Source organism: Rhizobium sp. 2YAF20 (genome assembly GCF_052114685.1).
Classification (GTDB): domain Bacteria; phylum Pseudomonadota; class Alphaproteobacteria; order Rhizobiales; family Rhizobiaceae; genus Rhizobium.
In genome coordinates this window covers 1-26,311 of sequence record NZ_JBFRFF010000053.1, presented here as the reverse complement: position 1 = coordinate 26,311, position 26,311 = coordinate 1, and the positions used below count along the sequence as shown (strand labels likewise).

The window sequence follows — 26,311 nt, the reverse complement described above, 5'->3', positions numbered from 1 at the left end:
GACGCTTGCCGTTACTTTTCCGTCTTATCCTTCAATGCTTGTCTGACACGATCCGCATCGTAGCTGGCAGCTGGAAACAGGAAGGCTGACGAACATGGTGCTTGCATCAAGGCAAAATGACCCGCTTCCGGGTTCGAAATTGTCCACGCTGGACCCCAACGTGGCGAGAGTGAGGTATTTGGGCCTCTGAGTGCCAGAAGATACGGGCCAGGCGGCATCGCGGTGGGTATCGCGAAGTTAGAACCGATCCATTCAACCGCTAACCGGTGACCGAGCTTGTCGGCGATCAGTCCCAAGGCTTCCAGCCCACCGATGAACACGGCGACCGCAACGGACGCAGCCGTGATAGTCAAATTGTACCAGAGTTTGCGGATAGGGTTGACGAATGCCCAGCCGTAGGCCCCAGTCATTAAGACGCTGTCCGTGGTATCCATCAGAGACATTCCTGCCGTAAACAGTGCTGGAAAGACGAGGATCACCCAGAAGGACATGCCCTGCGCTGCTTGCGTCGCCGATATGCCAAGCAGACCGATTTCCGTCGCCGTGGTGCCAATCACTCCTCCGATGTCATGGAATTCGTCGAGCCTGCTCTGCATCGCCGCCGCTGTCGCAGCGATGGCAATCGAGGCGAGGACGACAATGCTTGAGTGTCCGAACGAAAAGAAGAAACCAACTGAATAGGGTGACTTTCCCTCCTGCATCAGTTTCCGCACGACGTTGTCGATTGCGGCGATGTGATCGGCGTCGAACGCATGACGTAGTCCGAATATGTAGGCGAGGAACGCCGTGCCCAACAACACGGGTCGTTCAGTGAAGGCGACCCACGCCCACACCCAGGCGGCGATGTTCGCCGCGATCAGAAATGCATAGGTCGTTGCGACTTTGGTCTTCACTTGGGAAGGCTTGTCGTCGAACGGGTTGGAAAGCATGTGGTGCCCTCTGAAACATCATCGATAGTCACATTTTCATAGAAGTTATTAGGCCGCCACCGTCAAACGACTTAGCGAACGGAGACGATGCAGCGTCGATTTCGCTTGGCGAGCGGTTGCCGATGGCTCGTTGGGCTTTCCGGCCGAGTTGTGTCTACTCATTCCAATTCAATAGCATCAGCACCGCCATGGACATGACTGACCGTTATGACGCCCCAGTTGGCAGTCCGTTGAAGGCGTGTCGAACTCAGGACAAACTTGCCGTCTCGACATCGGTTTGACGTCGGCAGTATCGTTCTCAAAATTTCGAGGCGAAGGCGAGGTTGATGGCCGAGAATGAGAGCAATCACATGCTGACAGTGGAACGTCGGCGGACGGAAAGATTGCTGTTGCGGCGTCCGACGACATTGGATCGCGACTTTTTGACTGAACTCTTTTCCCGCCACGAGCTGGTGGCGCATCGGCCCCGTCCTACCCCTGACACCCCGCAGGAGAGCGCGGCGCGTCTGACACGCGACATCGGCCACTGGGTTGACCACGGATTTGGTCGTTGGGCTGTCGAGGCCAATGGCAGGCTGATCGGCTTCGGGGGCGTCACCTTGTCCAAGGAGTTCGAAGGCCTCAACCTCTCCTATCATCTCCACCCGGACAGTTGGGGGCATGGCTATGCCACGGAATTGGTCAAGGAGGCTGTGACCTTTTCATTCGATCATCTGCACGCAGGCCGGGTTGTCGGGTTGGTGCGGACGGCCAATGTCGCATCAAGACGCGTCTTGGAAAAATGCGGCTTTATGTTCGAGGATGAAGTCATGCTGCATGACGCGCCCACCAACCTCTACACGCTCACGGCAAACCGCATGCAAGAAAGGTAGACCGACCACCGCCGTCGTTTGGCAGGCAGTTTTCCGCGACATCTCCAGCCTGATGTGCGATATAGACCTTCCTCCAGTTCGAGACACATCCGTGGTGAATGCATCCAAATTTTTGAGAGGACATTTGGGCGGTGTTGTTCTTGCGCTCGCAATGATCTTCGTCCCCGATCAATCCATCGCCCACAGCTTCAGCGTCGGTGGAAGCACTGCCGGGCTGCCGATCCCGAGCCTCAGTCACGGCGAAATGGCGATCATCGCACCTTATCAGGGTGCGATCATGGACCTCGCGCTGTCGGCGCTCGACACCAATGAGCCGTTCCGACGGGTGCTCAACTTCGCCCAAATCCAATACGCAGCCTGTCTGTGGGGCATGATGCCAGGCGGCGTGACCGACGAAGCCAGCCCCTTCAACGAGTGTTCGCACGCCTATCTGGCGGCGACGAAAGCCGTGCTGTTGGACATGCGAGCCATGCCGCAGGAGAGGAATCGCGCCAACGACCTGGTATCCCGCATCGACAACGAGATGGTGGCGAACAGCATGTCGCTCATCACGTGCGAGTTCAGTGCCGAGACATTCAACACCGCCAATGTCATAAGCCCGCAGTGGACAGCCGTACCGTCGCATTTTCCCAGCTTGATCGCCTTCACCGCTGTTCTGATCTCGACATCGGGTTTAGGATGGGGCGGCGTTCGCCTCCTCAGACGCCCGTCCAACGACGCGAAAACGAAATTGTCGCATTGAGTCCATTCCATGCTGTGGCTATGAAGGTGCTGCGGTGACTTCCGGGGATGGGCGTCGATGAGGGTTTCGGGCATTGGGGGACGATGGGCTGTGCGCATTCTGTGTGCGCTTGCCCTGTTGTTCGTCGGGTTTGCCCACCAGCCGGTCGTCGCTTACGACACTGCACAGTTCGACGTCGCCGCCTATATGCTTCCTGACGGAACTGTGCCCATCTTCTGCGTCACCGATACGGATGGCACGCAAAAGGAAAAGCATGTCCACGCCCAGGGGTGCGACGCCTGCCGCATCAGCGCTTCCGTCCTCTTGCCGCAGCCAGCCGACAGCGTTGGCCGCCCGCTGGAGATGGCAGTCGACCTGTCGATCAACGCCCCGGTCGACATCGAGCCACGGCGTATCTTCACCCACAACGCCTCGCCCCGAGGGCCTCCCGAGCCGGTCCTGATCTGAACCGACGACGCGGATGCTCCGCGCTGTCGGTCACCACCGTGCCGACCATCGCAGCGCAACCGTCTGCGCCTGGCGGCCAATCGATTCGGCCGTGTTCGCCCGATCCAAAACTGAGCTTGACCGTATGTCGTATTCGACGCCTGCGGTAAGACGCTCGACAGGATCAGGTCGACCGCCGTTCCGAAGCATCAGGACTCCATCTGGGATAAATCCATGTCCGTCTCTTCCTTTTCCGATGCGCCGCAAACGGCCGATGCATCGAAAGCCGACCTGTCACTCTATCGCGCCATCTGGCGCTGGCACTTCTTCGCCGGATTGCTTGTCATCCCGTTCCTGCTCAACCTCGCCTGCACGGGATCGCTCTATCTCTTCAAGAACGAGATCAATTCCACATTCTTCGCCTACCGCAACAGCGTGACACCGCAGGGCGATCCGCTGCCGCCGTCGCGGATCATCGACGCCGCCGAAAGCAGATTCCCCAGCATGTCTGCGGTCAGTATCACCGAAGGTCGCAATCTCACCTCATCGAGCAAGGTCCTGCTGTCCGGCGCTAACGGCAAGCTGCTGGTCTTTGTCGATCCGTACAGCGGTAAGGTTCTGGATGCCGTGCCGCCGTCGCAGGAGTTCAATCAGGTCGTCCGCAAGATACACAGTCTCGATTATTTCGGCACGTTTACCAACCGGATCATCGAAGCCGTCGGCGGCTTTGCCATGGTGCTGGTGGTGACTGGCATCTACCTGTGGTGGCCACGAGGCCAGACCGGCGGCGTCGTTTCGATCCGGGGCACCCCAAGCCGCCGCGTCTTCTGGCGCGATCTTCACGCTGTGACAGGCGCGTTCGCTGGGATGTTCATCTTCTTCCTGGCGTTGACGGGAATGCCGTGGTCGAACTACTGGGGCAGCCACGTCAACGCCTATCTGACCAAATCAGGTCTCGGCACTCCGGCCGAACTTTGGGACGAGGTCCCGACATCGACCAAGGTGACGCAGGATGTCGTCTCCAAGAGCGGCTGGACGATGCAGACCGCGCCGGTTCCCTCGTCGACTATGAGCACCGGCAGCGCCATCCCTGCTGTCGCCATCGGCGTCGACAAGGCCGCTGATATCGCCGGATCATTGGGGATTGCCCCTGGGTTCGAACTCGATCTTCCCGGAAGCGATACCGGCGTCTACACCGCTGCCATCTTTCCGGAGGACCTTGCCAACGAGCGCACGATCCATATCGACCAGTATTCCGGCAAGCCGTTGGTCGACATCTCCTACCGACAATATCCATTCCTCGGGAGGGCCATTGAATGGGGCATCAATGTCCACATGGGCCAGGAATGGGGTCTGTTCAATCAACTGCTGATGCTGGCCACTTGCCTCTGCATCATCCTTGCCTGCGTCACTGCCGTCGCCATGTGGTGGAAGCGCAGGCCGAGTGGAAGAATGGGCGTACCGCCAATGCCACCGAGCAAGAACGTCTATCTCGGCCTTTGGATCATTGCGGGCGTCTTCGGGCTCGTCTTTCCGATGAGCGGCATCGCTATCGCGGCGATGATCGCGCTTGACCAGATCGTCATCCGCCTGGTGCCGCCGCTGAAGCGGGCGTTCACATGATCACCGCTCTATATGGATTCTTGAATTCCCGCATCGGCATCGATGCGGGTGTAAGACGCGCTGGTCTCCAATTGCGCGTTTCTGTCGTCGTGTCATCCAACAATAAGGAACTAGCCATGTCCAAATTCAAACGCGTATTCGCCATCGCCGCCTTTGCCATTCTCGGCGTCACCAGCCAGGCCTTGGCCCACGCCCATCTCAAATCGGCGACGCCGCCGATGAACGGTTCGGTCAAAGCATCGCCCTCCGAACTCGATCTGACCTTTTCCGAAGGATTGAACCTCAAGTTCTCGGGCGTGAAAGTGCTAGGTGCCGACAAGGCGGCGATCCCGACCGGGGAAGCGAAGCTCGCAACTGGCGACGATTCGACCCTCGTCGTTCCAGTCACGGGCACCCTGGCATCCGGCGTCTACACCGTTCAATGGCATGCGCTTTCCAGCGACGGCCACAAGACGAACGGAATCTACACGTTCAGCATCAAGCCTTGAGAAAATTCGAAGCCGTCGAACCAGTTCGGCGGCTTCGGCCAAACGGGTCCTGTAGGAGCACACTCGGTGGCGGTCCAGACCGTCGGTGACGATGTCGGACGTCAGCGCCAGTACTCATTTCAGCGGACGTGTTGAGCTGATCACGTTATTTGCAGGGCGTTCGGGGGTCGAAACTGGAGTAAGTGTCCAGGAGAGGAAAATCACCCTCCAGCCCGAGCTTCACGGCACCGATTTGCCCGATAACCGGATCGGGGTCGTCAGCCGCGCACCAAAACCTGCTTTGCGAGCCCTGAAGGCAAAGAAATTCGCAGTCAAACGGATTGAAGCCAGCGATTAATCGGCGGACCCGCAAGGGTACGGCGCTACGATGGGCTACCCTCCTTCGTGTTTAACAACGGGCTGACGGCTGCTGGGGGTTTGTACGCTATCCGACCGAAGCCGACGGCACGGGAACCGCCAGGTCAGACGAGTGTTGATTTCTATTCCGTCCGTTCGGATGGGCGGATGCTCCCAGTGGCCAAGCATCGTGCCCCCCTTGTCGCGGTGCTTGGTCAGCGGAGCGAACTATCTCGAAGCTCGCCGACAGCGACATTGACGGTGGCCGCGCAGGAGGGGCCAATGCAAGACGTCTACGAATTCTACTCGTCCGAGGAGGCCGACGTCATTTGTGAGGCCTTGATTGAATGGTGTCGCTCGACCGCTACCGAGCCGGACCAAATGCTTATGGTCAGAGCCATCGACCTGTACAAGCGCGGCAATCGGACGGCGGACCAGCTCTTGGCGGCCTTAAAGCGTCAACTTTCAAATTAGAGACCAAGGATATGAAAGTACGCACGACGAGCCTCTTCCGCACGCTTCTGAGCACCTATGGTGCTGTGGGAGGAAGTGGGGAGCCGCAAAGCGTGCGATCCGCTCACACTCGCAAAACGTCCTTGGTCCGCGACCTTTTACGCCGGAAAGGGGTTTCGCCAAGCGTCGAGTTGTTCAAGCCGTCGATACCACGCCTGGATATGCCGAAACTCAGCGAGTGGAATCTCAGCAGAAGTCGCAAAAGGAAGTGCGGCGGCCAATGCGAAATCTGCGACAGTCAGTGTCTTCCCGACCGCGACGCTGTTGGTGGCCAAATGGTCGTCGAGAACGCGAGCATGTAGTCGAAAGTTCGTCTTCGCATCTTCGATCACGGCGACGTCAGGCCTCCCTCCGAGCAACGGTTTGATCAAGTATTCAAACCACAGCGTTGCCCCGTGCCGGGTGAAATGGCTGGCATCCCAGCTCAGCCAGCGGACCACGTCGATCTGCCGGTGGTCATGCGGCCAGAAATCCGATGCAACTCTGTCAGACAGCTCGCACATGATGGCGTTCGCTTCCCATAAGGTTCCGGCGTCGTCCTGCAGCACAGGGACTTTCCCGTTCGGGTTAAGAGCCAGGAATTCTGCGGTGCGTTGCTCTCCGTTTGCGAGGTCAATCCTTATGAACTCGACATCAGCTTTAAGAAAACGGGCAGCGGCGCAGGCCTTCCGAGGATTGAGCGTCTCGCAATAGTAAAGCTTCATCGCCGCCTTACCCATGATCCGGCCTTTCGGATTCAGTCCCCAGAAAAAAGCCCAATCGCTCGAAGCTCTGCGACCAACCGGCTTCATGACCCTCACGCGATGACGCGCTTTCAAATCCGCTCTGCCGAAACGTCATTTCCGTGCCTCCATCGCTTTCCTTCAACGTTATGGTGACGACCGTTTCCGGGCTCCGTTCGCCACGGCCGGTCTCCCAGGCATGGGTGAAGACCAGCTTGTGCGGCGGCTCGACCTCAAGGTATTTGCCACTAACCCAGTGCTCTTCTCCATCTGGCGCTATCAGACAAGCACGGTGTCTCCCGCCCGGCCAGACTTCAAGCTGGTCGCCTACGGCCTTGAAATCGTGAGGACCGCTCCATTGTGTCAACGCTTTCGGGTCGGTCCATGCCCTGAAAACGAGATCGCATGGGGCGTCGAACCTTCGCACCAGAACCAGGTCGCGGGTGTCGCTAGTCTCAGACTCCGGATTTGTCATGGTCGTATCCTTGTACCTTGGACAGATAGTCATCGAGACGATCAAAGCTCTGATCCCAGAAGCTTCTGTAGTCGGCGATCCAGTCAGAGATTTTCTTCAACGCGTCCGGCTCAAGCTCACGAGGGCGCGAAGTCGCTTCACGGCCGGAGCGGATCAATCCTGCCTGCTCCAGGACCTTGAGATGTTTTGAAATGGCGGGTTGAGACAACGCGAAGGGGTCCGCGAGTTCCGCCACGGTCGCCTTGCCGTGAGCAAGCCGCGCCAGAATCGCCCTCCTTGTTGGATCAGAGAGCGCTGAGAAAATTGCATTAAGGCCATCATCCATGCATCACCAAAAAGCTATATAACCATATAGCTATAAATGAAGCAAAAAGTCAAAGGTGATTTTATAGGTTGGCTTTACTGGAACGGATGGCACGTTCCCCGCTGGGGGCATCTTGGAACAAATCGCACGGGCTGGTGTTCTACGGTTACCACCCGAAAAGGTAGCTGCTATGTTGCGCACACTAGTCGCCGTCACTTTGGTCCTGATCGTTGGAGGCTATCACGCTCCTGTTGGGGCGGCCGAGTTCCGCAAAATCCCAGGGCAGAGCGAGCCGTCACGCTCGCAATTGCGAAGGACGCCGGATATCGGAGATGAAAATGGCGATATCAACACCGACCCAGCCATGACCGGTAGCACCACCCGGACCAAGCCCAGCAACGCTCCTGGCACGGATTGCCGAAACGGCAATGGCCAGACCTATCCAAACGCCAACACCGATAACCCTCCGGGGTTTCAACCCTGCCCGCAGTGACAGCATCCAATCGGGCGCAGAGTATCGCCCTATTGAAAATTCCGGCTCTTCACCTTCAACCTATCGACGGGTAAATCGGGAACGTAGATATCCCGAGGCTTGACGCCCGGCGGCGGCTTGTCGCGCGGATCGGGACCCGACGGTCCATGATGGAATTCATCACCGCGTCCATGCGGCAACGAGAACGGCCCTTCGCGCTCGCCGAGGCTTGCCAGGTCTTCTGACAGGTCGAATAGTCGCTGGGCGACCAGATGCACGACACCGCCCTCCCGCTGAATCTTGCCGTTGATCGCCATCATCCCTGCGCCGAGGACAACGCGGCGCTGCTTTTCGAACAGGTTCGGCCAGACGACGACATTGGCGATGCCGGTTTCATCCTCGACGGTCATGAACATCACACCCTTGGCGCTTCCCGGTCGCTGGCGGACCAACACCAGACCCGCCGCCATCAGCCACCGCCCGTCCCTTGCCGATGTCGCCTCGGCACAAGTGACAATGCGTTTCCTTGCCAGGTCCGCCCGCAGGAAACTCAGCGGATGCGCCCGCAGCGTCAGACCGGTATGGCCATAGTCCTCGACGACATTGGTGCCCTGCGTCATTTGTCGAAGCTGAACTTCTGGCTCTGACTGTTCAACGACCACCTGCTGCTCGCGCTCGGCGGCTGCCGCAAACAATGGCAGTGGCTCGTCGCGCAATGCCTTGATCGCCCAGAGCGCATCACGACGCTGCAGTCGGAGCGATGGCAGGAAGGCATCGGCCTCGGCAAGCTCAACCAAGGAGGCCGCCGGAACACCTGACCGCCGCCACATGTCGTCGACCGAGACGAACGGATCGTCGCCACGGGCGACGGCGATCCTTGCGGCATCTCCGATGGCCAATCCCCGAACCATCCGCATACCCAGCCGCACCGCATGGCGTCGACCATCTCCAGCGCTCTCCAGCGTGCAGTCCCATCGCGAACGGTTGACGCAGACAGGCCGGACCTCGACGCCATGCGCCCTGGCGTCGGCAACGATCTGGGCGGGCGCATAGAATCCCATCGGCTGGCTGTTCAAAAGTGCCGCACAGAACACGTCCGGGAAATGGCATTTGATGTAGCTGGAGGCATAGGCGATCAGCGCGAAACTCGCGGCATGGCTTTCCGGAAAGCCGTAGGAGCCGAATCCTTCGAGTTGCGAGAAGGTCTTCTCGGCAAACTCTTTTGAATAGCCATTGCCAATCATGCCGCTCACCAGCTTGTCCTTGAACTTCGACACGCCGCCGGTGAACTTGAACGTTGCCATCGCCCGTCGGAGTTGGTCGGCTTCGCTGGCCGAGAACCCGGCACAGACCATCGCCACCTTCATCGCCGATTCCTGGAACAGCGGCACGCCCAGCGTCTTGCCAAGAACCGCCTCCAGCTCCGGCGTTGGATACTCAACCTTCTCCTTGCCTTCGCGGCGTCTGAGATAGGGATGCACCATGTCGCCCTGGATCGGGCCTGGTCGAACGATGGCCACCTGGATGACCAGGTCATAATAGGTCTGTGGCCTGAGCCTTGGCAGCATCGACATCTGCGCCCGGCTTTCGATCTGGAAGGTGCCGAGCGTGTCGGCCTTGCGGATCATCGCATAGGTCGCAGCATCCTCCTGCTCGATGGTCGCCAGATCAAGGGTGATGCCTTTGTGTTCTTCCAGCAGTGCAAAGCCCTTGGCCATGCAGGTGAGCATGCCGAGCGCCAGCACGTCGACCTTCATGAACTTCAGGCATTCGATGTCATCCTTGTCCCATTCGATCACCTGCCGGTCGTCCATGGCGGCGGGCTCGATGGGACAGAGTTCGTCAAGGCGGTCATGGGTGAGCACGAAGCCGCCCGGATGCTGGCCGAGATGGCGCGGTGCGCCCATGAGCTGCCGCGCCAGATCGAGCGTCAGCCGCAATCGACGGTCGGACATGTTGAGATTGAGGTCCTGAACCTGCTTGTCGCCGACGCCCTCCTCGCTCCACCCCCAAACGCCCGCCGATAGCGCGGTGATCATGTCCTCCGGCAATCCCAGCGCCTTGCCAACGTCGCGCAGCGCTCCCTTGGCGCGGTAGCGGGTGACGGTGGCGCAAAGGGCCGCCTTCTCACGCCCATAGGTCTCGTAAATCCACTGGATGACTTCTTCCCGGCGCTCGTGCTCAAAATCGACGTCGATGTCGGGCGGCTCACGGCGCTCCTCGCTGACGAAGCGCTCGAACAACAAGTCATTGGTGTCGGGATCGATGGCGGTGACACCGAGGCAATAGCAGACGGCGGAATTGGCCGCACTCCCCCGTCCCTGGCAAAGGATTCCCTGCGATCTGGCAAACCTGACGATGGAAAAGACGGTGAGAAAATATGGTGCGTAATCGAGCTTGCGGATGAGATCGAGTTCGTGGCGCAGCACCTTGTCGACATGCTCCGGGACGCCTTCGGGATAGCGCTCAGCCGCTCCCTGCCAGGTGAGCTTTTCCAGCGACTGCTGGACGCTAAGACCGGGGAGCAACGCCTCCTCCGGATATTGATAGGTGAGTTCGGCAAGATCGAACTTGCAGCGCTCGGCGATCTCGCCTGTCCGCCCCAGCGCCTCGGGATAGCGGGCAAACAGCCGGTGCATTTCTTCCGGCGGCTTCAGAAAGCGGTCGGCATGGCGCTCGCGCAGGAAGCCTGCCTCGTCGATGGTGCAGCGGTTACGCACACAGGTCACCACGTCCTGAAGCTGGCGACGCTCCGGGACATGGAACAGAACGTCGTTGGTGACCACCGACCGCACTCGAAACTGCGTGGCGAGATTGTTGAGGTCATGCAGGCGGAGCTGGTCATTGGGGCGACGGCGCAGCGTTAGCGCCATATAGGCGCGGTCACCAAACAGCGCCTTCAGCTTGCGCAGCCGCACGGCGCATTCTTCGTCCGCCTCGTCGGGCAGCAGCACGGCGAGCAGTCCTTCGGCGTAGAGCGCGACGTCGGACAGATCGAGGATGCACTTGCCCTTGCCGCCCCGGCCCTTGCCAAGCGACAGCAGGCGGCAGAGCCTTGCATAGGCGGGGCGGTCGGTCGGGTAGACCAGCAAGGACATGCCGTCGGCAAGATCGAGGCGGCAGCCGACGACGAGACGAACACCGGTTTGCCTGGCGGCTTCCCAGGCGCGGACGACGCCCGCGACACTGTTGCGGTCGACGATGGCAAGCGCCTCGATCCCAAGAACCTTGGCAGTGGCAAACAGTTCGTCGCATCCCGACGCCCCACGCAGGAACGAGAAATGGCTGGTGACCTGAAGCTCGGCGTATCTCATCCGAATATCCCGTGCAGGAACCATTTGGCATTGCCGGTCGCAGGATCGACGCCGTCGCCGGAGCGATAGACCCAGAAGCGCTGGCCGTCTTCGTCTTCGATGGCGTAATAATCGCGCACCGCTTCCATCTCGGCGTCGCGCCGCCACCATTCGCCATAGACACGCTCGGGACCATCGCCACGCTTGATCCGACGGCGCTTGCCACGCCAGGTGATCGAGGCGGGCGGATGGTCCGGCGTCAGGGCGATGACCTCAATCTCTTCCGGATGCAGGAACAGACGGGTTGGGCGCGGCCAGCCGGTCGGCCAGCTTGCTCCACCCTCCTCTGCTGCGGGCCTAATCCTCTGGACGTTGCGTTCGGGCACATCGCTTGGCACAGGAGCCAGACGGTAGAGCCGTTGACCACCGCGATTGCCGAGCACGTCGAGCAACGGCGTGACGTCGGCGACCGTGTCCTCCACCAGCGACGATATCGCCTGCCGCTCTTCCAGCGGTTCGATCATCGTCGCTGCCAGCGACAGCTTCTCGATGCCGAAGCCAGGATCGATCTGCTCGATGCGGTCGCAGAGCAGCTTGGTCAGCCGTTTGATATCCCGCACTGGCTTGGCCGTGCCCGCGCGGATCGCCTGCAGCGTGTTGTCGACCCGGTGGATCAGCAGGTCGGCACGGCGGACGCCGAGGCCGCGCTGTTCAAGTTCGCCACAGAGCTGGACCACCAGCCTGCCGACATATTTGGCAATGGTTTCGGCGGCAGCGATAGGCTCGCTGAAGGATTTGGTGACCTCGACCAGCTCCGGCGAGCGGATCGGATCGATGGGCTCGGCCAACCTGCCAAGCATCTGATCCAGGCGGCGACCGACCTCTGGACCGAAACGCAGTGCCAGCGGCGCTCGTGGCGTCGCCGACAGCTCGCCGACCGTATTGAAGCCGAGGACGCGAAGACCGGTGACGATGTCGGCTGGCAGCCGCAACGACGAGATCGGCAAATGGACGACGGCATTGGCGGTATCGCCAATTGGAACGATGGTCGTCTCTCGCGCCGACGTCCTAGCCAGCGCATAGGCGGCACCCCAGCTATCGGCGATGGCGGCCCGCGCATGAAGACCCCGCGCCCGGAACGCATTCACCAACCCCGACAGCATCAGAGCTTCGCCGCCACGGAGATGATCGGCCCCTTCGGTGTCCAGCACGATGCCATCCGGCAGGTCGGTCGCGACAATCGGGGTGTATTGCCGCAGCACCCAGAGCGCCAACTTGTGGATCGCTGCCTCGTCGCCCGCTGGATCGGCGTCGACCATGTGCAATCCGGCGATCATCGCCTGCGCCTTGCTCGCCGCCATGCCGATCCGTACGCCTGCCTTCAGGGCGGCATGATCGGCGGCCACCACCGTGCGTTTCGATCCGCTGCGGGCAATGACGGCAATCGGCGTCTCAACCGGCAGCGAAGCGTCTGCCCGCCTGATCCGGTCGGTCGGCAGAAAGGGGAGACAAAGAGACACGACCCTCGGCATCACATGCACCTATTTCGAATTCTGCAGCTTCTCCTGCTCTTGCCCTGATCAGCTCCGCCAGCCACCGCGCCCGGCCGATACCGGGCACTGGTAGCGGCTCGGATGGCCGCACACTGATGCGCCATCGTGTGGTGGCGGCCGTCGGCATGCCAAAATCGGCAGCCTCCGTCGGACGTCGCCATCGCCTCAGCGCCATACCGAGTGTGCCCGACCCCTCGGCCGCAAGTTGCAGGCGGCGCGAGGTCGGCATCGATAGCCGGACGATCTCCGCGACGACCGCACCGAGGCCGCCGAAGCGCAAGCCCTCTTCGAAGCTCGCCAACACGTCTTCTTCCCTGCCTGCCTCGACATAGATGACGCGGTCCGGATGAAGCCCGGCTTGCGCCAGTGCCGGGGCGAACAGGTCGGGCCGCGTCAGACACCAGAGGACCTTGCCCTTGGTCCGGGCGACGATGCCTGCCACGAAGAGCGCGGCGGCAGCACCGTGGATGGCATCGGCACCGCCGCCTGCGACCTCGTGCAAAGCGCCGAGCGCCAGTCCGCCTCCGGGCAGCCTGCTGTCGATCTCTTCGATGCCGAATGGCAGCACTTCCCCTTTCCTCCGGGCGCTGCCTTCCAGATGCGCGATGCGATCACGCAGCTCAGACAGGATCGCGTTGGATGCGGTATGCGGCATGAATTCCTTCCCGACGGCGCGAGATTGATGGCTTGATGACAACGATTATGTTCTGTATTTGTTCGCATTGGCTGAATGAGTCAATCGGCATGTTTCGGGTGGACACGACACCGAGGGACAACGGCGATGTCCGAACCCGGAATCTTCGAAGGAGATCAGCGGGATGGCGCATTGATCCACTGCCAGCTTTTTTTGAAGACTGAGAAAGACAATGAGATGAGTGGGCTGCTGACACTTCGGGACTTCAGGGGTGCGATCATCACCGTTGAATGCAAAGCCTGCAATCGGCATGGCGAACTGGATCGCAAGGCGCTGGTCAAGCAACATGGAGCTGGGCTCAGTTTTGCCGATCTCAGGCGACGGGTGGCGCTCGGATGCGAAAAGATGAATGGCGAGGACGGCGTGGATCGTTGCCAGACGCGGTTTCCCTGTCTCACCGAAGCCGGTATCGTTATCGGAAACGTGGACGGCGGAGCGTAACAATGTGCAACCTCTACAACGTGACGACCAACCAGCAGGCCATCCGCTCATTCGTTTCGATCACCCACGACATCATCGGCAACATGGAGCCGTCCATCGACGTCTATCCGGATCGGTTCGCCCCTATCGTCCGCAACATCGGCAACGCTGAGCGGCAGTTGGCAAGCGTCCGTTGGGGCATGCCCAGCTCCAAGCAAGCGCTCTATCAGGCGACATCCAAACGCGCCGACAAGCTGCGGGCCAAGGGCAAGCCGGTGGATTTCGAGGAGTTGCTGAAGATGGAACCAGACGGCGGCACGACCAACATTCGCAATACGACCAGCAAGCACTGGACGCGCTGGCTCGGTGTCGAGAACCGCTGCGTCGTCCCCTTCACCCGATTTGCCGAACCAGCGTGACAATCCGGAGCTGCGTGGCAAGCCGCTCGCCGTCGGCGGATCGGCCGCCCGTGGTGTCGTTGCAGCAGCAAGTTACGAGGCACGAAAGTTTGGCGTCCATTCCGCCATGCCATCGGTCACCGCCAAACGCAAATGCCCGGACCTCATCTTCGTGAAGCCACGCTTCGATGTCTACAAGCAGGTGTCGCAGCAGATACGCGAAATCTTTGCCGAATATACGCCGATGATCGAGCCGCTGTCGCTCGATGAGGCCTATCTCGATGTCACCGAGAACCTGAAGGGCATGGAGATTGCCACCGAAATTGCCGAGGAAATCCGGGCGAAGATCAAGGCCGTGACTGATCTGACCGCCTCGGCCGGGATCAGCTACAACAAGTTCCTGGCGAAGATGGCGTCCGATCAGCGCAAGCCAAATGGACAGTTCGTCATTACGCCGAAGAATGGACCAATCTTCGTCGAGTCGCTGCCGGTCAAGAAATTCCATGGCGTCGGTCCCGCCACGGCGGAGAAGATGCATCGCCTCGGGATCGAAACGGGCGCTGACCTGCGGGGGAAAGACGTCGCCTTTTTGACCGCGCATTTCGGAAAATCCGGACCTTATTTCTACGGCATTGCCCGTGGCATCGACAATCGCGAGGTCAAGCCTGATCGTGTACGCAAGTCGATTGGTGCAGAGGATACCTTTGCCGAAGACATCCATATTATTGAGCCAGCTCGGGCCTTCCTGCAGCCGCTGATCGATAAGGTCTGGAGCTACAGCGTGGCCAACGGAATTCGTGCCAAGACGGTGACCCTGAAGGTCAAATATGCCGACTTCACGCAGATCACGCGCAGCAAGACCATCAGTGCGCCTGTCGCAGACGTTCGTGAACTGGTGAGCCTTGCTGATATCCTGTTGGACCCGGTTTTCCCCACTGACAAAGGAATACGATTGCTCGGCGTTACCCTGTCTTCGCTGGAGCGATCAAGCGAGGAATTGGAGCCACAGCTGCTGCTGGCGCTGGACTAGCGGCATCGCCTGGATGTACCTGATACCGACTCGTGTCCGAAAGCCACAAGCCAACTTCAACGGCTAAATTCGATCATGCAACGAAAACACCCGTAAACCATTTCTGTATAGACTCCGGCAAATGAGACCGGGTTGTAAAATACCTCTTATCACTGCCATGTTCATGGTTTATTCTCACACGAAGACTGGGGAGCAATGCAATGTTGAAGAGTCGTTACGCTCTTTTGAAGCCACGATGCCGCTTCTGCGACAGAGAGTGGGTGCCCCCAACCTGCGTGTCTGCCAATCTGGCATTTTGCATGGTCTGCCAAGATGACAGGACTTCCTTGGCCCGCGAGCAGCAAGGCGAAAGCAAGTCCGCGATTGGTCTCAACGGTGAACTGCGCTTGGTTCCTACCAGATTGAACGCTGGTCGCTAGGGTGATCGCTCCGAAAACCAGTTCTGCAGGGCTCTGTAGCGTTTGAGCGGCTTATCCGACTTGTCGCTTTTGCCGAGAGTTTTCCGTCCATTTCCTGACAAATCCTCGGTCCACGCCGTCCATGCTTCGTCTTTCGTGAAGTAATTTGTCCAATCTACCCGCCACTTCCTTTTTCCCTTGGTGAGTGACCACGACACTTTGTGTGCTTGGACTTCGCATTCCCAGTCACTAACCACCGGCAACCGGGAGATTGCGTTCACCGCGTCCTCCATGGACTGGTAGCGTTTTGCGGGGTCAGCATGGGTCATTCTTCTGATCACGTTGCGCCACTCGACAGGGATATGCGGCAAACATAGGTAGTCTCCGACTATCGTCGGGTAGTTCGCGCCCTTGAAATCGAACGACCCCAAAATGCAGTGTTTATTTGGCCGATTGAACCAAAAATCGCCTGAAACGACGTGAAGGAAGGTAGCACCTAAAGAATAGATGTCCGTCAGCATTGAGCATTGCGAGGTCGCGAACACCTCTGGCGAAATGTATTCGGGTGTGCCTGCACCCCCTACGTAGCCCAATATGAGCTGGTCGGTTACAAAACCAAAATCGCCAATCTTCACATGGCCAGCAGCATTCTTGAAAATATTGTCCGGCTTGATGTCTCGATGGACAAAACCCTTGTTGTGGATGTAGCACAAGCCAATCCCAGCATCGCGTATTACTCGCTTTGCATCGGCGAGCTTAACGACATTGGTCGCGGTGACAGACGCTATCGAGCCTTTATCGCAATACTGCATCACGATCAGGAATTCATCGCCAGTCAGCCCTTGGAGAACCTGATAGATCGGGACCACATGGCTATGTTCAAGCGCTTTCATATTTTGGGCTTCGGCAAGCGCGTCAGTGCAAGCAAGCATCCACTCCGCTTGTGACGCAAAATTGGCGCTGTAGAAAAACTTTACAGCGACGGGTCCGTGAGCCCCGTCCTGACATAAATGCACCTCGCCAAAGGCACCCTTCCCCAGAGTGCCGATTTTCGGAAGTGTGGCAATGTAATGGGTCATCAGTCCCCAGCGCCGATGATTAGATAGGCCGCCTCACGACTGGCCTTCCGGCAGGCACCCTTGAAATGTTCATTCCACCAGCTATCGTCCTTCGTGTAATCACTTACCTTCCGCGATCCAATCTTGCTCAAAGCCTTGACATGTTCCTGCTTTACCGTGACCTGCGTGGGAATGGCTGAAATGAAAACGCCACGCAGTTCCGCTGACAACAATGCTGCCTGGGTGCCGGTGAACTTTCCGGCGGAACTTGCCTTAAGGACCACGGCGTCGATTCCATGCAACAGCCGGTCGTGGATGCGCTTATGCATTGCTACGTAGCCTGCATGGCGATCGCCCTTTTCAAGATCGAATACTTCGTCTTTGATTAGGGTGATGGTCCCGTCTGAATTTTTCGTTCCTTCGATAATCGTGATTTTCTCGGAACTTACTACCACTCCCGCAATTGACACAGAACCGAATCTCCCATGATTTCCTCGATTACACAGATGCGGCTCTGCAACCTGTGATGCAAGCAAATTTATTGGCCCTCGCTTCTTCTTCCGGCACTTGGACCCGCGCATCAGTTTGCAGACGGCATTTTTTCGATCCGCTCCTAATGATTGGTAGGCTGTTGCCTTCCTCTGGAAGGTAAGCCACCTCGTCGAGTGGGCATTCTTCGACCTCGACATGTTTGAAGCCACATACCAAATATAGCCCTCTCCGGAGGGCTTTTTCTTTTGGGGATAATTCCGCGTTCACCGCGCTCGCCGTCACAGCCAGTGGTAGGCTGCCAAAACGCATTTAGGGGGCACTGATTTGTTCAAACACAAGACCGTCTTCGTCGTAGGAGCAGGCGGCAGCAAAGAGGTTAGTCTCCCGACAGGCGACGAATTGCGCAAAATCATCATCGAAAAGATGAAAATTGGCCCATCAGGATTTACCGATGGCAACATCGGCGCCGCCTTGGTCGAAATCTACAACCGCCGACCGCAGCCCTTTGATATCAACCCATACATCAAGGCGGCAAATCAAATTGCCGAAGCGATGCCTGGAGCGCTATCCATCGACAACTTCTTGGCCACTCACGCCAACAATGGCCACATCGTCACGCTGGGCAAGATCGCAATCGCATCCTCGATCCTTGCGAAAGAGAGCACGTGCGACATCCGCCTCAATGGCGAGGGCAAGCTTCCGCTCGGAAAGGCTGAAAACTACTGGATGAACACCTTCTGCAAATTGGTGTCGGAAGAAGCTGTGAGTGAAGACCTCAACAACTTGTTTCACGACGTTTCGATTATCACCTTCAATTACGACCGGTGCATCGAGCATTTCCTCGCCCATTACCTGTCTACTTACTTCCTTATCGATATGCCTCGGGCGCTGGAGCTTTCAGGGCGCCTCAGGATTATCCATCCCTACGGACAAGTAGGCAATTATCCCGGCCGATCAGAGAACACAGCGGCGTCAGCCATTCCGTTTGGAGCACGGAACAATGCCGCCGATCTCGTCAACGCTGTGGAGCAAATCCATACTTTCATGGAGCGCAAAACCGAGCATCAGGTGGTCGCCACGATGCGAAACGTGATCGCGGAGGCAAATCACATCGTATTCTTGGGGTTTGCGTTTGCAGACATGAATATGGAGCTACTCATCCCAGAATCCGTTGCAGTACCGAAAACCGTTTTTGGAACGGTGCTTGGCCTACCGTCTCCCACCACTCAGGCTATTGATAACACGCTCAAAAGTCAGTTCCAGACAGTCAATTCTATCTCTGCGCCGGTGCATCTCGCCCAGCTCAAAGCTAACGAACTTCTTCAACACTATTGGCACCCGATCTTTAAATGAGTTAGTGGCAACCGCGCTTATGGGACCCGGTTAGAAAGCGAACGCGTGCCTTGTGACCTCACCTCAAGGCGGATCGCCTTCTGGATCAAACAGCTCATCGTTCTCCGGAAACAGGTTCTGCGATTTCAAGTTGGCTGTGAGGGGCCCAAGCGCGTTTTGTGCTTCTAGATAAGCAAGTCGGCTTTCCGCCCATTCGATCATCCGCCGATATTCCGGTTCGCCCTGAGCGATAACGGCCGTAGCGTTGGCAATTGTCACCTTTAGCTCTTCGGCTTCCTTCTGATAGGCTGCTAGTTCGCCAAGGAACAGAATTCGTTTTTGCTCTCGGTCTGCTCTCCGCGTTTGCAGTTCACGACGACGAGCCATATGCTGCCATCGCCTTTCGTCCTCTTCGCGTTTTTCCCGGCGAGCTTTATCGAAATGCAAGTGATAGAGGACACCGTCAGCAATACTTTCAAGAACGCCTTCAAGGGTCTGTCGCTTGCCATCAGACCACTTTTTCCGGGCACCATCTGCCCAATTGTGGACCTCGAACGACAACTTCGAAGAGTAGTGATAATCGTACTCAGGATAGAAGCTCTCGTGTGGAAGCCACTGTCCTCGGCGGCGGGCAAGGTCTTGTCGCCGTTCGTATTCCAGTTGCTTCCTTAACTCGCTCGGAGTCGGGTCGTGCTTCTCTAGGCTCCGACCTTCAAGAATCTCGAACCGGATCGCGTCTGGAGCGATTTCTGCTTTGAGACCGTTGTTGTCCTGACCCAAGGAGACCGAGCGGGCTTCCAAAGCTAGGGCAAGGTGATGAAGAAATGCAATGGTTCTCGCCCGCGAATCCTTGTGGATACGAACTCCTTTGATCGATATCTCACCATCTCGGTCAAGAATTGCGTTTCTAAGTTCGAGCACTATCCCTACAACCACTGAATGCGGCCGCTTCACGGCCTCGAACGTTACAGGCGCGGGCGTCTCGTTTACTGCCTCAGTCTCGGCAACAGGTTTCCTGACAACTGGTGCTTTCACCTTTGTAGCAGGCTCGGCTCCGGCGGCTAAAACAGCATCTTGCTCTGCCTTGGCCGCAAACGCCAATTGAGGATTACCCCGGTGCTGGGCCCCACCGATCTCAATGGTCTGGAATGCGGAGTTATCAGTCTTCCAAAGCGGTGTTTTTGTTGCGGGCAGACCAGCCTCTATCTTGGCCCAATAACCGCGTCCGGGTACCGCTATGTGAAAACGCTCGCAAGTTTTCGCCAGGCCTCGATCAGAAATCCCGAATTGATCTGCAAGTTGCAGGATTGGCGTTGACCAGACCAGGTCGTAGAGTTCCTGTCGGGAGAAAGTGCGGTTCATTTGACGTTCGGACCGTTAGCTCTCGGCGATGATGTGACGTTCCATTGGGATGCCACCGGGCAGGCAGCAGGGCACTAATCAACTGCAAGTTCATTATCGAAGGCGGCTCGCTACGCATCCTCCGCCCAGCGCTCCCTAATTCTTACTCCCGAAAGCAGTCCGTGTACTCCGTTGCCCTCAGCGAACACGAAGTAGCAGCCCAGATGGAACTCGTGGCCATCGACCACCGCCTTCAGGTCGAAGACGCCGGAGGTATTGCCGTCCTCCTCGATTTCAAAACTGATCTTGAAGTCCGTCAGTCCACTCGCTTTCACATCCTCATAAATCGCTTTGACCTCGAAGTGATTGTCTTCCTGGATGCGGGTCAATATCTCGGCAAGCCCGCGATCGCCGAAACTTATGATCTCTTCGCCTGTTGAAAAAAGCCCATAGACGAGCATCTCATTATCGTCGCTGCCTATGTCGTCAAACTGAATTTTTGCCACGAGAATGCCCTTCGTTTCTTTGCCGAATTGAAAACTTACAAACGTTAAATGCAGATGAAAACGATCACAGGCACCTGAACTCGGCCTCCGAATTAAAACCTGCCCGTCGGCAATCGCATTATCTCGGCTGCAATAGCACCGAGCCGGTCTTCTCCCTTTACACATGTCAGTCAACGTCCATTAAAAGACTACCCTGCGGCCTGATGCCCGCTACAGATTAGAAACCAACATGCATTCTTATCGGTGGTTTCTTTCCAGCCTGGAAGGCACAGGACAACACGGTGGAATTTTTCGTTGCAGAGGCCGTGGCTGGCAAGCAAGCGTGGGTCTTGGAAGAAGAACGGCTGGAGCTTCGGACTTCTCGTCCACGTCGGCACAGCATCCCAGCCGGACGAGCCACCTTGTTCGCTCAGGGTGCCTACCGCGCAAGATTTCCAATTGGTGAGCACGATGGTTTGATCGCATGCCAGCGCGGGTGCGACGGAGAGCGCGATTGCCGAAATGAATGCGACTAGACCCCACATCGATAGAATGCCTCATATTGCGCCGACTGCAGCTTTACCATGGCGGGATTAACACCGTCAGGCAACCGCCCCAGCGCTCTCTTTACGATAGTTCACGCCAAACAACTCTTGCTGTGCGCTAAGACTTAAATCAGTATGCCGCACTGGTATTGGTGGCGTTTTGTGGGGCCTAATGTGTTCGGGATTGGGTGGTCTAGACGTCTAATTGCGATCTGTTTTGTTGCGGTAACGGCGGTGGGTTGGGGTACCTCTGCGGACGCATCCCTCACCTACGAGACCGGCCGTGGAAACGATGGGACCGGCTTCGTCGTTGTCAGCGGCGCATTTGAGCCCAATGATGACCTCTCAAGGTTTGTGAGCACCGTCCAAAGCGGCAATGTGAAGGCCGTATTTTTTAACTCTCCCGGCGGCAATGTTGGAAAGGCACTCGAACTTGGCCGCCTCATTCTCTCATTACGTCTGGTCACGTTCCAAGTCAGGACCTCGGAATGTGCCTCAGCGTGTTCGCTGGCTTTCATGGGCGGCGTACTACGTTTCGCTGAGCCTGGATCGATTGGGGTTCACAGATCCTCCTTTTCCGACACGTCGGGCTTGAACGTGACGGATGCTGTGTCAGAGGTCCAGCGGATAACTGCCCAGGTCATTGCGTACATGACTGAAATGGGTGTCGACCCCGGCCTGCTGCAGCTATCCCTCAATTACGACAGCAACGACATACGATACCTGTCAGGCAGCGAGATGAAGCAATATCGCCTTGCCTTGAACCCATCTGATTCCGCCACCGACGCAGCATCCGCGCCGGTAACGCCATCGCCTGCCCCACCTCCAGCCCTGCCACCGGCTCCAGCCGTTGCGAGCCTTCCGCCAACACCCGAGCCGCAGCCATCGTTTGCTATTCCGGACGCTAAAACCGGAAGGATACAAAGCTACGATGGTAAGGCTGCATTGAAAGTCGGACCGACCTCGAAATCGCCGACCGTCGAAAGCTTCATGAATGGCAGCCCGGTGACTATCCTGGATGATACCGGGAAATGGTATCACGCCAAAGTGGGCACCCGAGTCGGATACCTGTTCCATTCTTGGGTCTGGGTCACCCAGTTCGGAGCCGGTCCGTACGGCAAGCAATTCGTCCAGGTGAAGAGCTTCAACAACTACGCCGAGACGGAGCAATATGTCCGCAGCTCGCCACTGCCAGTTACCGCATACCTTGCCAGCAACGGTTGGTTCGCCATCACGTTGAATAGGACGTTCGACCCTGACGCTGCCGCAAAGACGGTCGACCAACTGAAAGCCAGCGGGTCGATACCCGATGACTCCATCGCGACATGGGGCAACGCGTTTGTACGGAAGGTTCTTTGAGATGCGGCAACGGCCATATCAAATTCGGCCTCTAGCTTGATCAAACAAGAGTGCGAAATAGGATAGAATCGCTTTCGCCTACCCATTCGCTCGCAAATAACATGCCCTCAATTTCGGAGGTTTCGAAAAGCAGCGTATCAGACCAGCAGCACTCGTCGCGTTGGTAGTAGTGAGCCTGGGGCTCGTCCAGTTCTCCGTCACCAAGGTCGATCTGCGTATAATATATTGGGACACTCGTCGCGTTCATAAGATGTCCCAGGCTAATCGGACCAGTGACTGGCTTCTCTAACGAGTTGGACTTCACCACAGGATTCAATTTCAAGGATTCTTCGAGGCTTTGTTTGCTTAGCCCGACAGGCCAATCATTGTGGCAGAAGATCGGGGGCGCGGTCGCATCGTCCGAAAGCCAGGCCACTCCGTCCACGATGGGAGCGCCATACGATGTCAAATCTCGCTTCATTGGTGAAGTGAGCTTATCGCTCCATAGCCGCAATGCGGTCAAAACAGCAGCGCAAATCTCCCCTCTCGCAAAGAAACCCATAGCGCTCTGGTGGTAGTCATTGTCAAAGATCTCAAGGTCATAACGTATCGTGCGAACGCCACCGGCGACATCGACTACGTGAAGCAAAACCGCCTCAAAATATGCGGTCTTCAAACTCTTTGCGTGCCAGCGGCCGGTAAGAACTACCGTTTCGCTCCTTCGTTTTGCCAGCTTCCGATAAGCACGAGCGAGTGACTGTTGATAATTGTCTACGAAAAAGGTGAAGGCGTTTTCCACTTCGCAGACGGCGCCATTGATGTAGGTCCGCGTGACTGTGGGTGTTAACTCAATCGCGGCATCGGGGCCACTGGGCAAAAACCGAGCCTGGTACTCAAATTTGGCATTCGCGGGCAGTGCCAAAGGCAGGTGATCGAGTGAACTGGGGTTCACTAGAGTAAGGAGATTTTGGGGGAGCATTTCGAATTTCCGAAGGCGGTATCCAAATGTCTTTTGAAATTGCCATACCTGTCAACGGGTTTTTGTAGGAAATTTTGAAACCGCACTCCGCCGCTTGAACACATGCGGTCTTAGCTACGAATGCTTCGATTTGCGTTTTCTCACGCTAATGACCGATAACATTCATTATCGGACATTGCGCCGTTCGCGTTGAGGGAGGCGTTTACGACCCAGCCTCATCTAAGAGCAATCAACCTCTTGCGCCCGTACGCCGATCATTGCACGCATATTTTTAAGAGCAATTTCGGTTAAGCCCATGACATGCGAAGATAGCATTCAGGAAACCATCGAACTCGCAGAGCATATTGATCGGCAATGGGATGTTTATTTCGGGCGATACTTAGAAAAACCGATTAGCCCCGGTAGACGAAGCTTTTATTGCGAGAGCAAACTTCGGCACATCACTCACGGAGACATCGAGCACATCGCCCCGAATTCGAAGGTGCCAACGAAGGCCTATGCTTGGGAAAACCTGACGTTGGCATGCGACGTATGTAATGAGAATAAAGGCGACCACTTCTCCACCGATCCGGAGAAATCGCACGATAACCTCATCGACCCTTACGCTGACGAACCTGCCGACCGTTTTTTATTCCTACGGGAGGCTATTGCCGCGCGACCAGATAGTTTTAGGGCAAAGGCGACTGACGCTGTCATTAAGCTTTCGCGGATCGATCTCCTGGAACGGCGCCGGGAAAGGATGGCGTTTATCGATGGCCTTGTGTCCGCGTATTGCCAAGCCCCTGCACAGTTCAAGGAATTACTCTGGGACGACTTGGTCAGCAACCATCTAACCAGCGCTAACGAATATGCCGCTACCTCCCAAGCCTACGTCCGCTTTCTCAACGATCGCGGGGTCATAGATCGCCAACTAGGGGCCGGTTCCGAGAAATAAAGTCCTCCAAATGACGTCGAATATGATCGACACGATTATTCCGGTGACGGGACGCCATGTCCAGTCCGCTTGGCCTCGTGGCCATGGGATGACCGCTGTGGATTTTTCCTCACGACCTTTTTGGGCTTGCATCCAGCACGAACACCGAGTTCAGGTAAGCGATCAGGTCTCTACAAAGCTACATGCATTTCCGGCACATTGTCAAAAGCCCGCGCCGAAATCGGTAAATGCAGTTCGCCTATAGGTTTTAATTCAGTAGACAAACACAAATGAATTGTTAACCTGACCGCTTGGGCGTCGGGGGACAACATGCGAAATTTCAATCGCTTCACATTCACGATGTGTTCGATAATCACTCTCACGGCTTGCACAACCGGGCCAACGGACAAATTTTCCGACCCGAACAAAATCGATTCACTGTCTACAGCCGTCGAATGCGAATTGCGTGAAGCTTTTGGGGTCACCGACATTACCGGGGTACAAGCAAACGACCCCAAAAGGCCCATCGATCCCGATAGCTGGACCGTCAGTTACAGCATTACTGAAACCTCCCAGCTGGTCGGCACAGCAAGCGTGGACGCTCTTAAATGGATCGTCCCCGCAAATGTTGATCGCCTCCTTATTGGTGGAGACGCGTCCATCTCGCAATCACGGGAAATGAGTGGGAAGGTTCAAATCAACATGAACTTGATCCATCTTCACGATTTGAAATGCGATGACCCGCAAAAGGCGCGGCTGACGCCCAAGTCCAAATATGACATCGCGAAATGGATCAATCAGATCATGCATATCACGGGTAAAGGCGAAACCATCGCCGTGGGCAAGGCAGACAAGAAGAACAGCGATAAAGTTAAAACGTTCGGTTACACAGTGACAGTCGTCACGGACGGCAATATTGGCGCTGGGCCAGATTTCGCTAACGGTAAGTTTGTCACGCTTGGCACTCTGAGGGCAGAAAACAAGTCTACCGAAATCGTTGATTTTGCCTTCAGCGAAGTGGAAGAGCCTGGTCCACAAGATGTTCGGGTCACCAACTTCCCAAGCACTATCCCTCCAGGTCCGGCGCCGCCAAAGAAGGCAACTGGTCCAGTATTAGGAAATGTCAAACCCTCCGAAAACTTACGCCAGATGCTAAAGAGCAACCCCTACCGCATTCCAGCCTTCAATTTGCAGAGGAATAACGACACAATTTACCAGCTGCAGAACGAAGGAAACCGTTCCGACCCTCGCCGAAACTAATGGCGATGCTCGTTCGGCAGAAGCTTACTCTCAAGCATGTGCACGTGCGTCCGGACGGGATATCCATTCTTAGAGGCGGATTCGAAAAGACATCAATAAATATAGTATCTTGCGAGCCTCCTGGTGAGCATGCGGATGTGAGCGATCATAATCCAGGCCTCGGCTGAGGCGATTGATTTCTCGAAGTCCTTGGCCAGCCTGCGGCATCGGCCGAGCCACGCGAAGGTTCGCTCAACAACCCATCGGCGTGGCAATAGCTCGAAGCCTTTGGCCTTGTCGGATCGCTTGATGATTTCGAGTGTCCATTTGCCGATTTTCTCCAACCGTCTATTCAGCTTTGCCCCGGCGTATCCGCCGTCGGCAAAGATGTGCAGCAGCCACGGCCAGCGGTGCCGAATGGATTTCAGGAGATCGGGAGCACCGTCCCGATCTTGAATGTCGGCGCTGTGAACCATCAGGCCAACCATCAAGCCGAGTGTGTCGACAATGATATGACGTTTGCGGCCCTTGATCTTCTTGCCAGCGTCAAAGCCTTTGATCCCAGCGCTTTCCGTGGTTTTGACGCTCTGGCTGTCAATTGCGCCTGCCGTCGGTGACGCTTGCTTTCCTTCCAATTCTCGCGTCGTCATGACGAGACTATGATTGATCCGGCTCCACAACCGCATCGCACGCCATTCGTAGAAATAACGCTGCACCGTCGAGCATGGCGGGAAGTCCTTCGGCAGCATGCGCCACTGGCAACCGGTCGAAGCAATATAGAGGATCGCGTTCATCACCTCCCTCAAATCCACCCGACGCGGACGCCCGAGCCGCCGCGCCGCAGGTAGCAATGGTGCAATAAATTCCCATTCGCGATCCGTAAGGTCACTTGAATAGCGTG

27 protein-coding genes and 1 pseudogene are annotated in these 26,311 nt (G+C 57.1%); 15 read left to right on the top strand and 13 right to left on the bottom strand.

Annotated features, from left to right (window positions below; all coding sequences use genetic code 11):
• Positions 1-11: 11 nt before the first annotated feature.
• Positions 12-929 (bottom strand): HoxN/HupN/NixA family nickel/cobalt transporter, encoded by a 918-nt coding sequence (locus AB4Z52_RS32480; protein WP_442221975.1) that lies wholly within the window; start codon positions 927-929, stop codon positions 12-14.
• Between the two features lie 326 nt (positions 930-1,255).
• On the opposite strand from AB4Z52_RS32480, the gene AB4Z52_RS32475 reads away from it, so the two are divergent.
• The 7 genes from AB4Z52_RS32475 (at position 1,256) to AB4Z52_RS32445 (ending at position 5,890) form a co-directional block, all read left to right on the top strand.
• Positions 1,256-1,801: a GNAT family N-acetyltransferase gene (locus AB4Z52_RS32475; protein ID WP_442221974.1), complete on the top strand. Its 546-nt coding sequence runs from the start codon at positions 1,256-1,258 to the stop codon at positions 1,799-1,801.
• A 124-nt stretch (positions 1,802-1,925) separates the two neighbouring features.
• Positions 1,926-2,543 (top strand): hypothetical protein, encoded by a 618-nt coding sequence (locus tag AB4Z52_RS32470; RefSeq protein WP_442221973.1) that lies wholly within the window; start codon positions 1,926-1,928, stop codon positions 2,541-2,543.
• Positions 2,544-2,600: 57 nt separating this feature from the next.
• Positions 2,601-2,990 (top strand): hypothetical protein, encoded by a 390-nt coding sequence (locus tag AB4Z52_RS32465; RefSeq protein ID WP_442221972.1) that lies wholly within the window; start codon positions 2,601-2,603, stop codon positions 2,988-2,990.
• 213 nt (positions 2,991-3,203) lie between these two features.
• Entirely contained in the window at positions 3,204-4,592 is a 1,389-nt protein-coding gene (locus AB4Z52_RS32460; RefSeq protein ID WP_442221971.1) for a PepSY-associated TM helix domain-containing protein, read from the top strand.
• Between the two features lie 116 nt (positions 4,593-4,708).
• Positions 4,709-5,080: a copper homeostasis periplasmic binding protein CopC gene (gene copC, locus AB4Z52_RS32455; protein ID WP_442221970.1), complete on the top strand. Its 372-nt coding sequence runs from the start codon at positions 4,709-4,711 to the stop codon at positions 5,078-5,080.
• Positions 5,081-5,171: 91 nt separating this feature from the next.
• Positions 5,172-5,417 carry a hypothetical protein gene (locus AB4Z52_RS32450; RefSeq protein ID WP_442221987.1) on the top strand — a complete coding sequence of 82 codons (246 nt, stop codon included), beginning with the start codon at positions 5,172-5,174 and terminating at the stop codon, positions 5,415-5,417.
• 281 nt (positions 5,418-5,698) lie between these two features.
• Positions 5,699-5,890, top strand: a complete 192-nt coding sequence (locus AB4Z52_RS32445; RefSeq protein WP_442221969.1) for a hypothetical protein — start codon at positions 5,699-5,701, stop codon at positions 5,888-5,890.
• A gap of 137 nt (positions 5,891-6,027) precedes the next feature.
• Here AB4Z52_RS32445 and AB4Z52_RS32440 read toward each other — a convergent pair whose 3' ends face one another.
• From AB4Z52_RS32440 to AB4Z52_RS32430, 3 genes are read right to left on the bottom strand one after another with little or no spacing between them, the layout of a single operon-like run.
• Positions 6,028-6,648, bottom strand: coding sequence for a glutathione S-transferase family protein (locus AB4Z52_RS32440; RefSeq protein ID WP_442221968.1), 621 nt, complete (start codon positions 6,646-6,648; stop codon positions 6,028-6,030).
• Positions 6,641-7,126: an SRPBCC family protein gene (locus AB4Z52_RS32435; RefSeq protein ID WP_442221967.1), complete on the bottom strand. Its 486-nt coding sequence runs from the start codon at positions 7,124-7,126 to the stop codon at positions 6,641-6,643. Before AB4Z52_RS32435 ends, AB4Z52_RS32440 begins: the two co-directional genes overlap by 8 nt.
• On the bottom strand, positions 7,107-7,451 hold the full coding sequence (locus AB4Z52_RS32430; protein WP_442221966.1) for an ArsR/SmtB family transcription factor: 345 nt from the start codon (positions 7,449-7,451) through the stop codon (positions 7,107-7,109). The genes AB4Z52_RS32435 and AB4Z52_RS32430 overlap by 20 nt, the downstream gene beginning before the upstream one ends.
• Positions 7,452-7,620: 169 nt before the next feature.
• On the opposite strand from AB4Z52_RS32430, the gene AB4Z52_RS32425 reads away from it, so the two are divergent.
• Positions 7,621-7,923, top strand: a complete 303-nt coding sequence (locus AB4Z52_RS32425) for a hypothetical protein (protein ID WP_442221965.1) — start codon at positions 7,621-7,623, stop codon at positions 7,921-7,923.
• Between the two features lie 29 nt (positions 7,924-7,952).
• Here the strand turns inward: AB4Z52_RS32425 and AB4Z52_RS32420 are convergent, their stop codons facing one another.
• From AB4Z52_RS32420 to AB4Z52_RS32410, 3 genes are read right to left on the bottom strand one after another with little or no spacing between them, the layout of a single operon-like run.
• The gene (locus AB4Z52_RS32420) at positions 7,953-11,216 is read right to left on the bottom strand and encodes an error-prone DNA polymerase (protein ID WP_442221964.1); all 3,264 of its coding nucleotides are present in this window, start codon (positions 11,214-11,216) and stop codon (positions 7,953-7,955) included.
• Entirely contained in the window at positions 11,213-12,727 is a 1,515-nt protein-coding gene (locus tag AB4Z52_RS32415; RefSeq protein WP_442221963.1) for a Y-family DNA polymerase, read from the bottom strand. The genes AB4Z52_RS32420 and AB4Z52_RS32415 overlap by 4 nt, the downstream gene beginning before the upstream one ends.
• Positions 12,648-13,403, bottom strand: coding sequence for an ImuA family protein (locus AB4Z52_RS32410; protein WP_442221962.1), 756 nt, complete (start codon positions 13,401-13,403; stop codon positions 12,648-12,650). Before AB4Z52_RS32410 ends, AB4Z52_RS32415 begins: the two co-directional genes overlap by 80 nt.
• Positions 13,404-13,529: 126 nt before the next feature.
• Here AB4Z52_RS32410 and AB4Z52_RS32405 point away from each other — a divergent pair, with 126 nt between their 5' ends.
• The 3 genes and pseudogenes from AB4Z52_RS32405 to dinB all read left to right on the top strand — a co-directional run bounded on the left by AB4Z52_RS32405 (position 13,530) and on the right by dinB (position 15,290).
• The gene (locus tag AB4Z52_RS32405) at positions 13,530-13,883 is read left to right on the top strand and encodes a hypothetical protein (protein WP_442221961.1); all 354 of its coding nucleotides are present in this window, start codon (positions 13,530-13,532) and stop codon (positions 13,881-13,883) included.
• A gap of 2 nt (positions 13,884-13,885) precedes the next feature.
• Positions 13,886-14,275, top strand: a pseudogene (locus AB4Z52_RS32400) (SOS response-associated peptidase); the annotation flags it as partial.
• Positions 14,229-15,290, top strand: a complete 1,062-nt coding sequence (gene dinB / locus AB4Z52_RS32395; protein WP_442221960.1) for a DNA polymerase IV — start codon at positions 14,229-14,231, stop codon at positions 15,288-15,290. The pseudogene AB4Z52_RS32400 and the gene dinB, both read left to right, overlap by 47 nt.
• A gap of 415 nt (positions 15,291-15,705) precedes the next feature.
• On the opposite strand, the gene AB4Z52_RS32390 is transcribed toward dinB, so the two are convergent.
• Both AB4Z52_RS32390 and AB4Z52_RS32385 read right to left on the bottom strand, forming a co-directional pair.
• The gene (locus AB4Z52_RS32390; protein WP_442221959.1) at positions 15,706-16,767 is read right to left on the bottom strand and encodes a serine/threonine-protein kinase; all 1,062 of its coding nucleotides are present in this window, start codon (positions 16,765-16,767) and stop codon (positions 15,706-15,708) included.
• Complete coding sequence (locus tag AB4Z52_RS32385; protein WP_442221958.1) at positions 16,767-17,216, bottom strand: hypothetical protein; 450 nt, start codon at positions 17,214-17,216, stop codon at positions 16,767-16,769. The genes AB4Z52_RS32390 and AB4Z52_RS32385 overlap by 1 nt, the downstream gene beginning before the upstream one ends.
• A gap of 346 nt (positions 17,217-17,562) precedes the next feature.
• On the opposite strand from AB4Z52_RS32385, the gene AB4Z52_RS32380 reads away from it, so the two are divergent.
• Positions 17,563-18,591: an SIR2 family protein gene (locus AB4Z52_RS32380; RefSeq protein WP_442221957.1), complete on the top strand. Its 1,029-nt coding sequence runs from the start codon at positions 17,563-17,565 to the stop codon at positions 18,589-18,591.
• Positions 18,592-18,654: 63 nt separating this feature from the next.
• Here AB4Z52_RS32380 and AB4Z52_RS32375 read toward each other — a convergent pair whose 3' ends face one another.
• Both AB4Z52_RS32375 and AB4Z52_RS32370 read right to left on the bottom strand, forming a co-directional pair.
• On the bottom strand, positions 18,655-19,932 hold the full coding sequence (locus AB4Z52_RS32375) for a hypothetical protein (protein WP_442221956.1): 1,278 nt from the start codon (positions 19,930-19,932) through the stop codon (positions 18,655-18,657).
• Positions 19,933-20,042: 110 nt separating this feature from the next.
• Complete coding sequence (locus AB4Z52_RS32370; protein ID WP_442221955.1) at positions 20,043-20,417, bottom strand: hypothetical protein; 375 nt, start codon at positions 20,415-20,417, stop codon at positions 20,043-20,045.
• A gap of 698 nt (positions 20,418-21,115) precedes the next feature.
• Between AB4Z52_RS32370 and AB4Z52_RS32365 the strand changes: the two genes are divergently transcribed.
• Positions 21,116-22,300, top strand: coding sequence for an SH3 domain-containing protein (locus AB4Z52_RS32365; protein ID WP_442221954.1), 1,185 nt, complete (start codon positions 21,116-21,118; stop codon positions 22,298-22,300).
• 40 nt (positions 22,301-22,340) lie between these two features.
• Here AB4Z52_RS32365 and AB4Z52_RS32360 read toward each other — a convergent pair whose 3' ends face one another.
• A complete protein-coding gene (locus tag AB4Z52_RS32360) occupies positions 22,341-23,258 on the bottom strand; it encodes a hypothetical protein (protein ID WP_442221953.1) in 918 nt (305 codons plus the stop codon).
• A gap of 295 nt (positions 23,259-23,553) precedes the next feature.
• Between AB4Z52_RS32360 and AB4Z52_RS32355 the strand changes: the two genes are divergently transcribed.
• Together AB4Z52_RS32355 and AB4Z52_RS32350 are read left to right on the top strand one after the other, a co-directional pair.
• Positions 23,554-24,192, top strand: a complete 639-nt coding sequence (locus AB4Z52_RS32355) for an HNH endonuclease (RefSeq protein ID WP_442221952.1) — start codon at positions 23,554-23,556, stop codon at positions 24,190-24,192.
• 309 nt (positions 24,193-24,501) lie between these two features.
• Positions 24,502-25,431, top strand: coding sequence for a hypothetical protein (locus tag AB4Z52_RS32350; protein ID WP_442221951.1), 930 nt, complete (start codon positions 24,502-24,504; stop codon positions 25,429-25,431).
• A gap of 92 nt (positions 25,432-25,523) precedes the next feature.
• Here the strand turns inward: AB4Z52_RS32350 and AB4Z52_RS32345 are convergent.
• A partial coding sequence (locus AB4Z52_RS32345; protein WP_442221950.1) for an IS5 family transposase occupies positions 25,524-26,311 on the bottom strand: 788 nt, incomplete at its 5' end.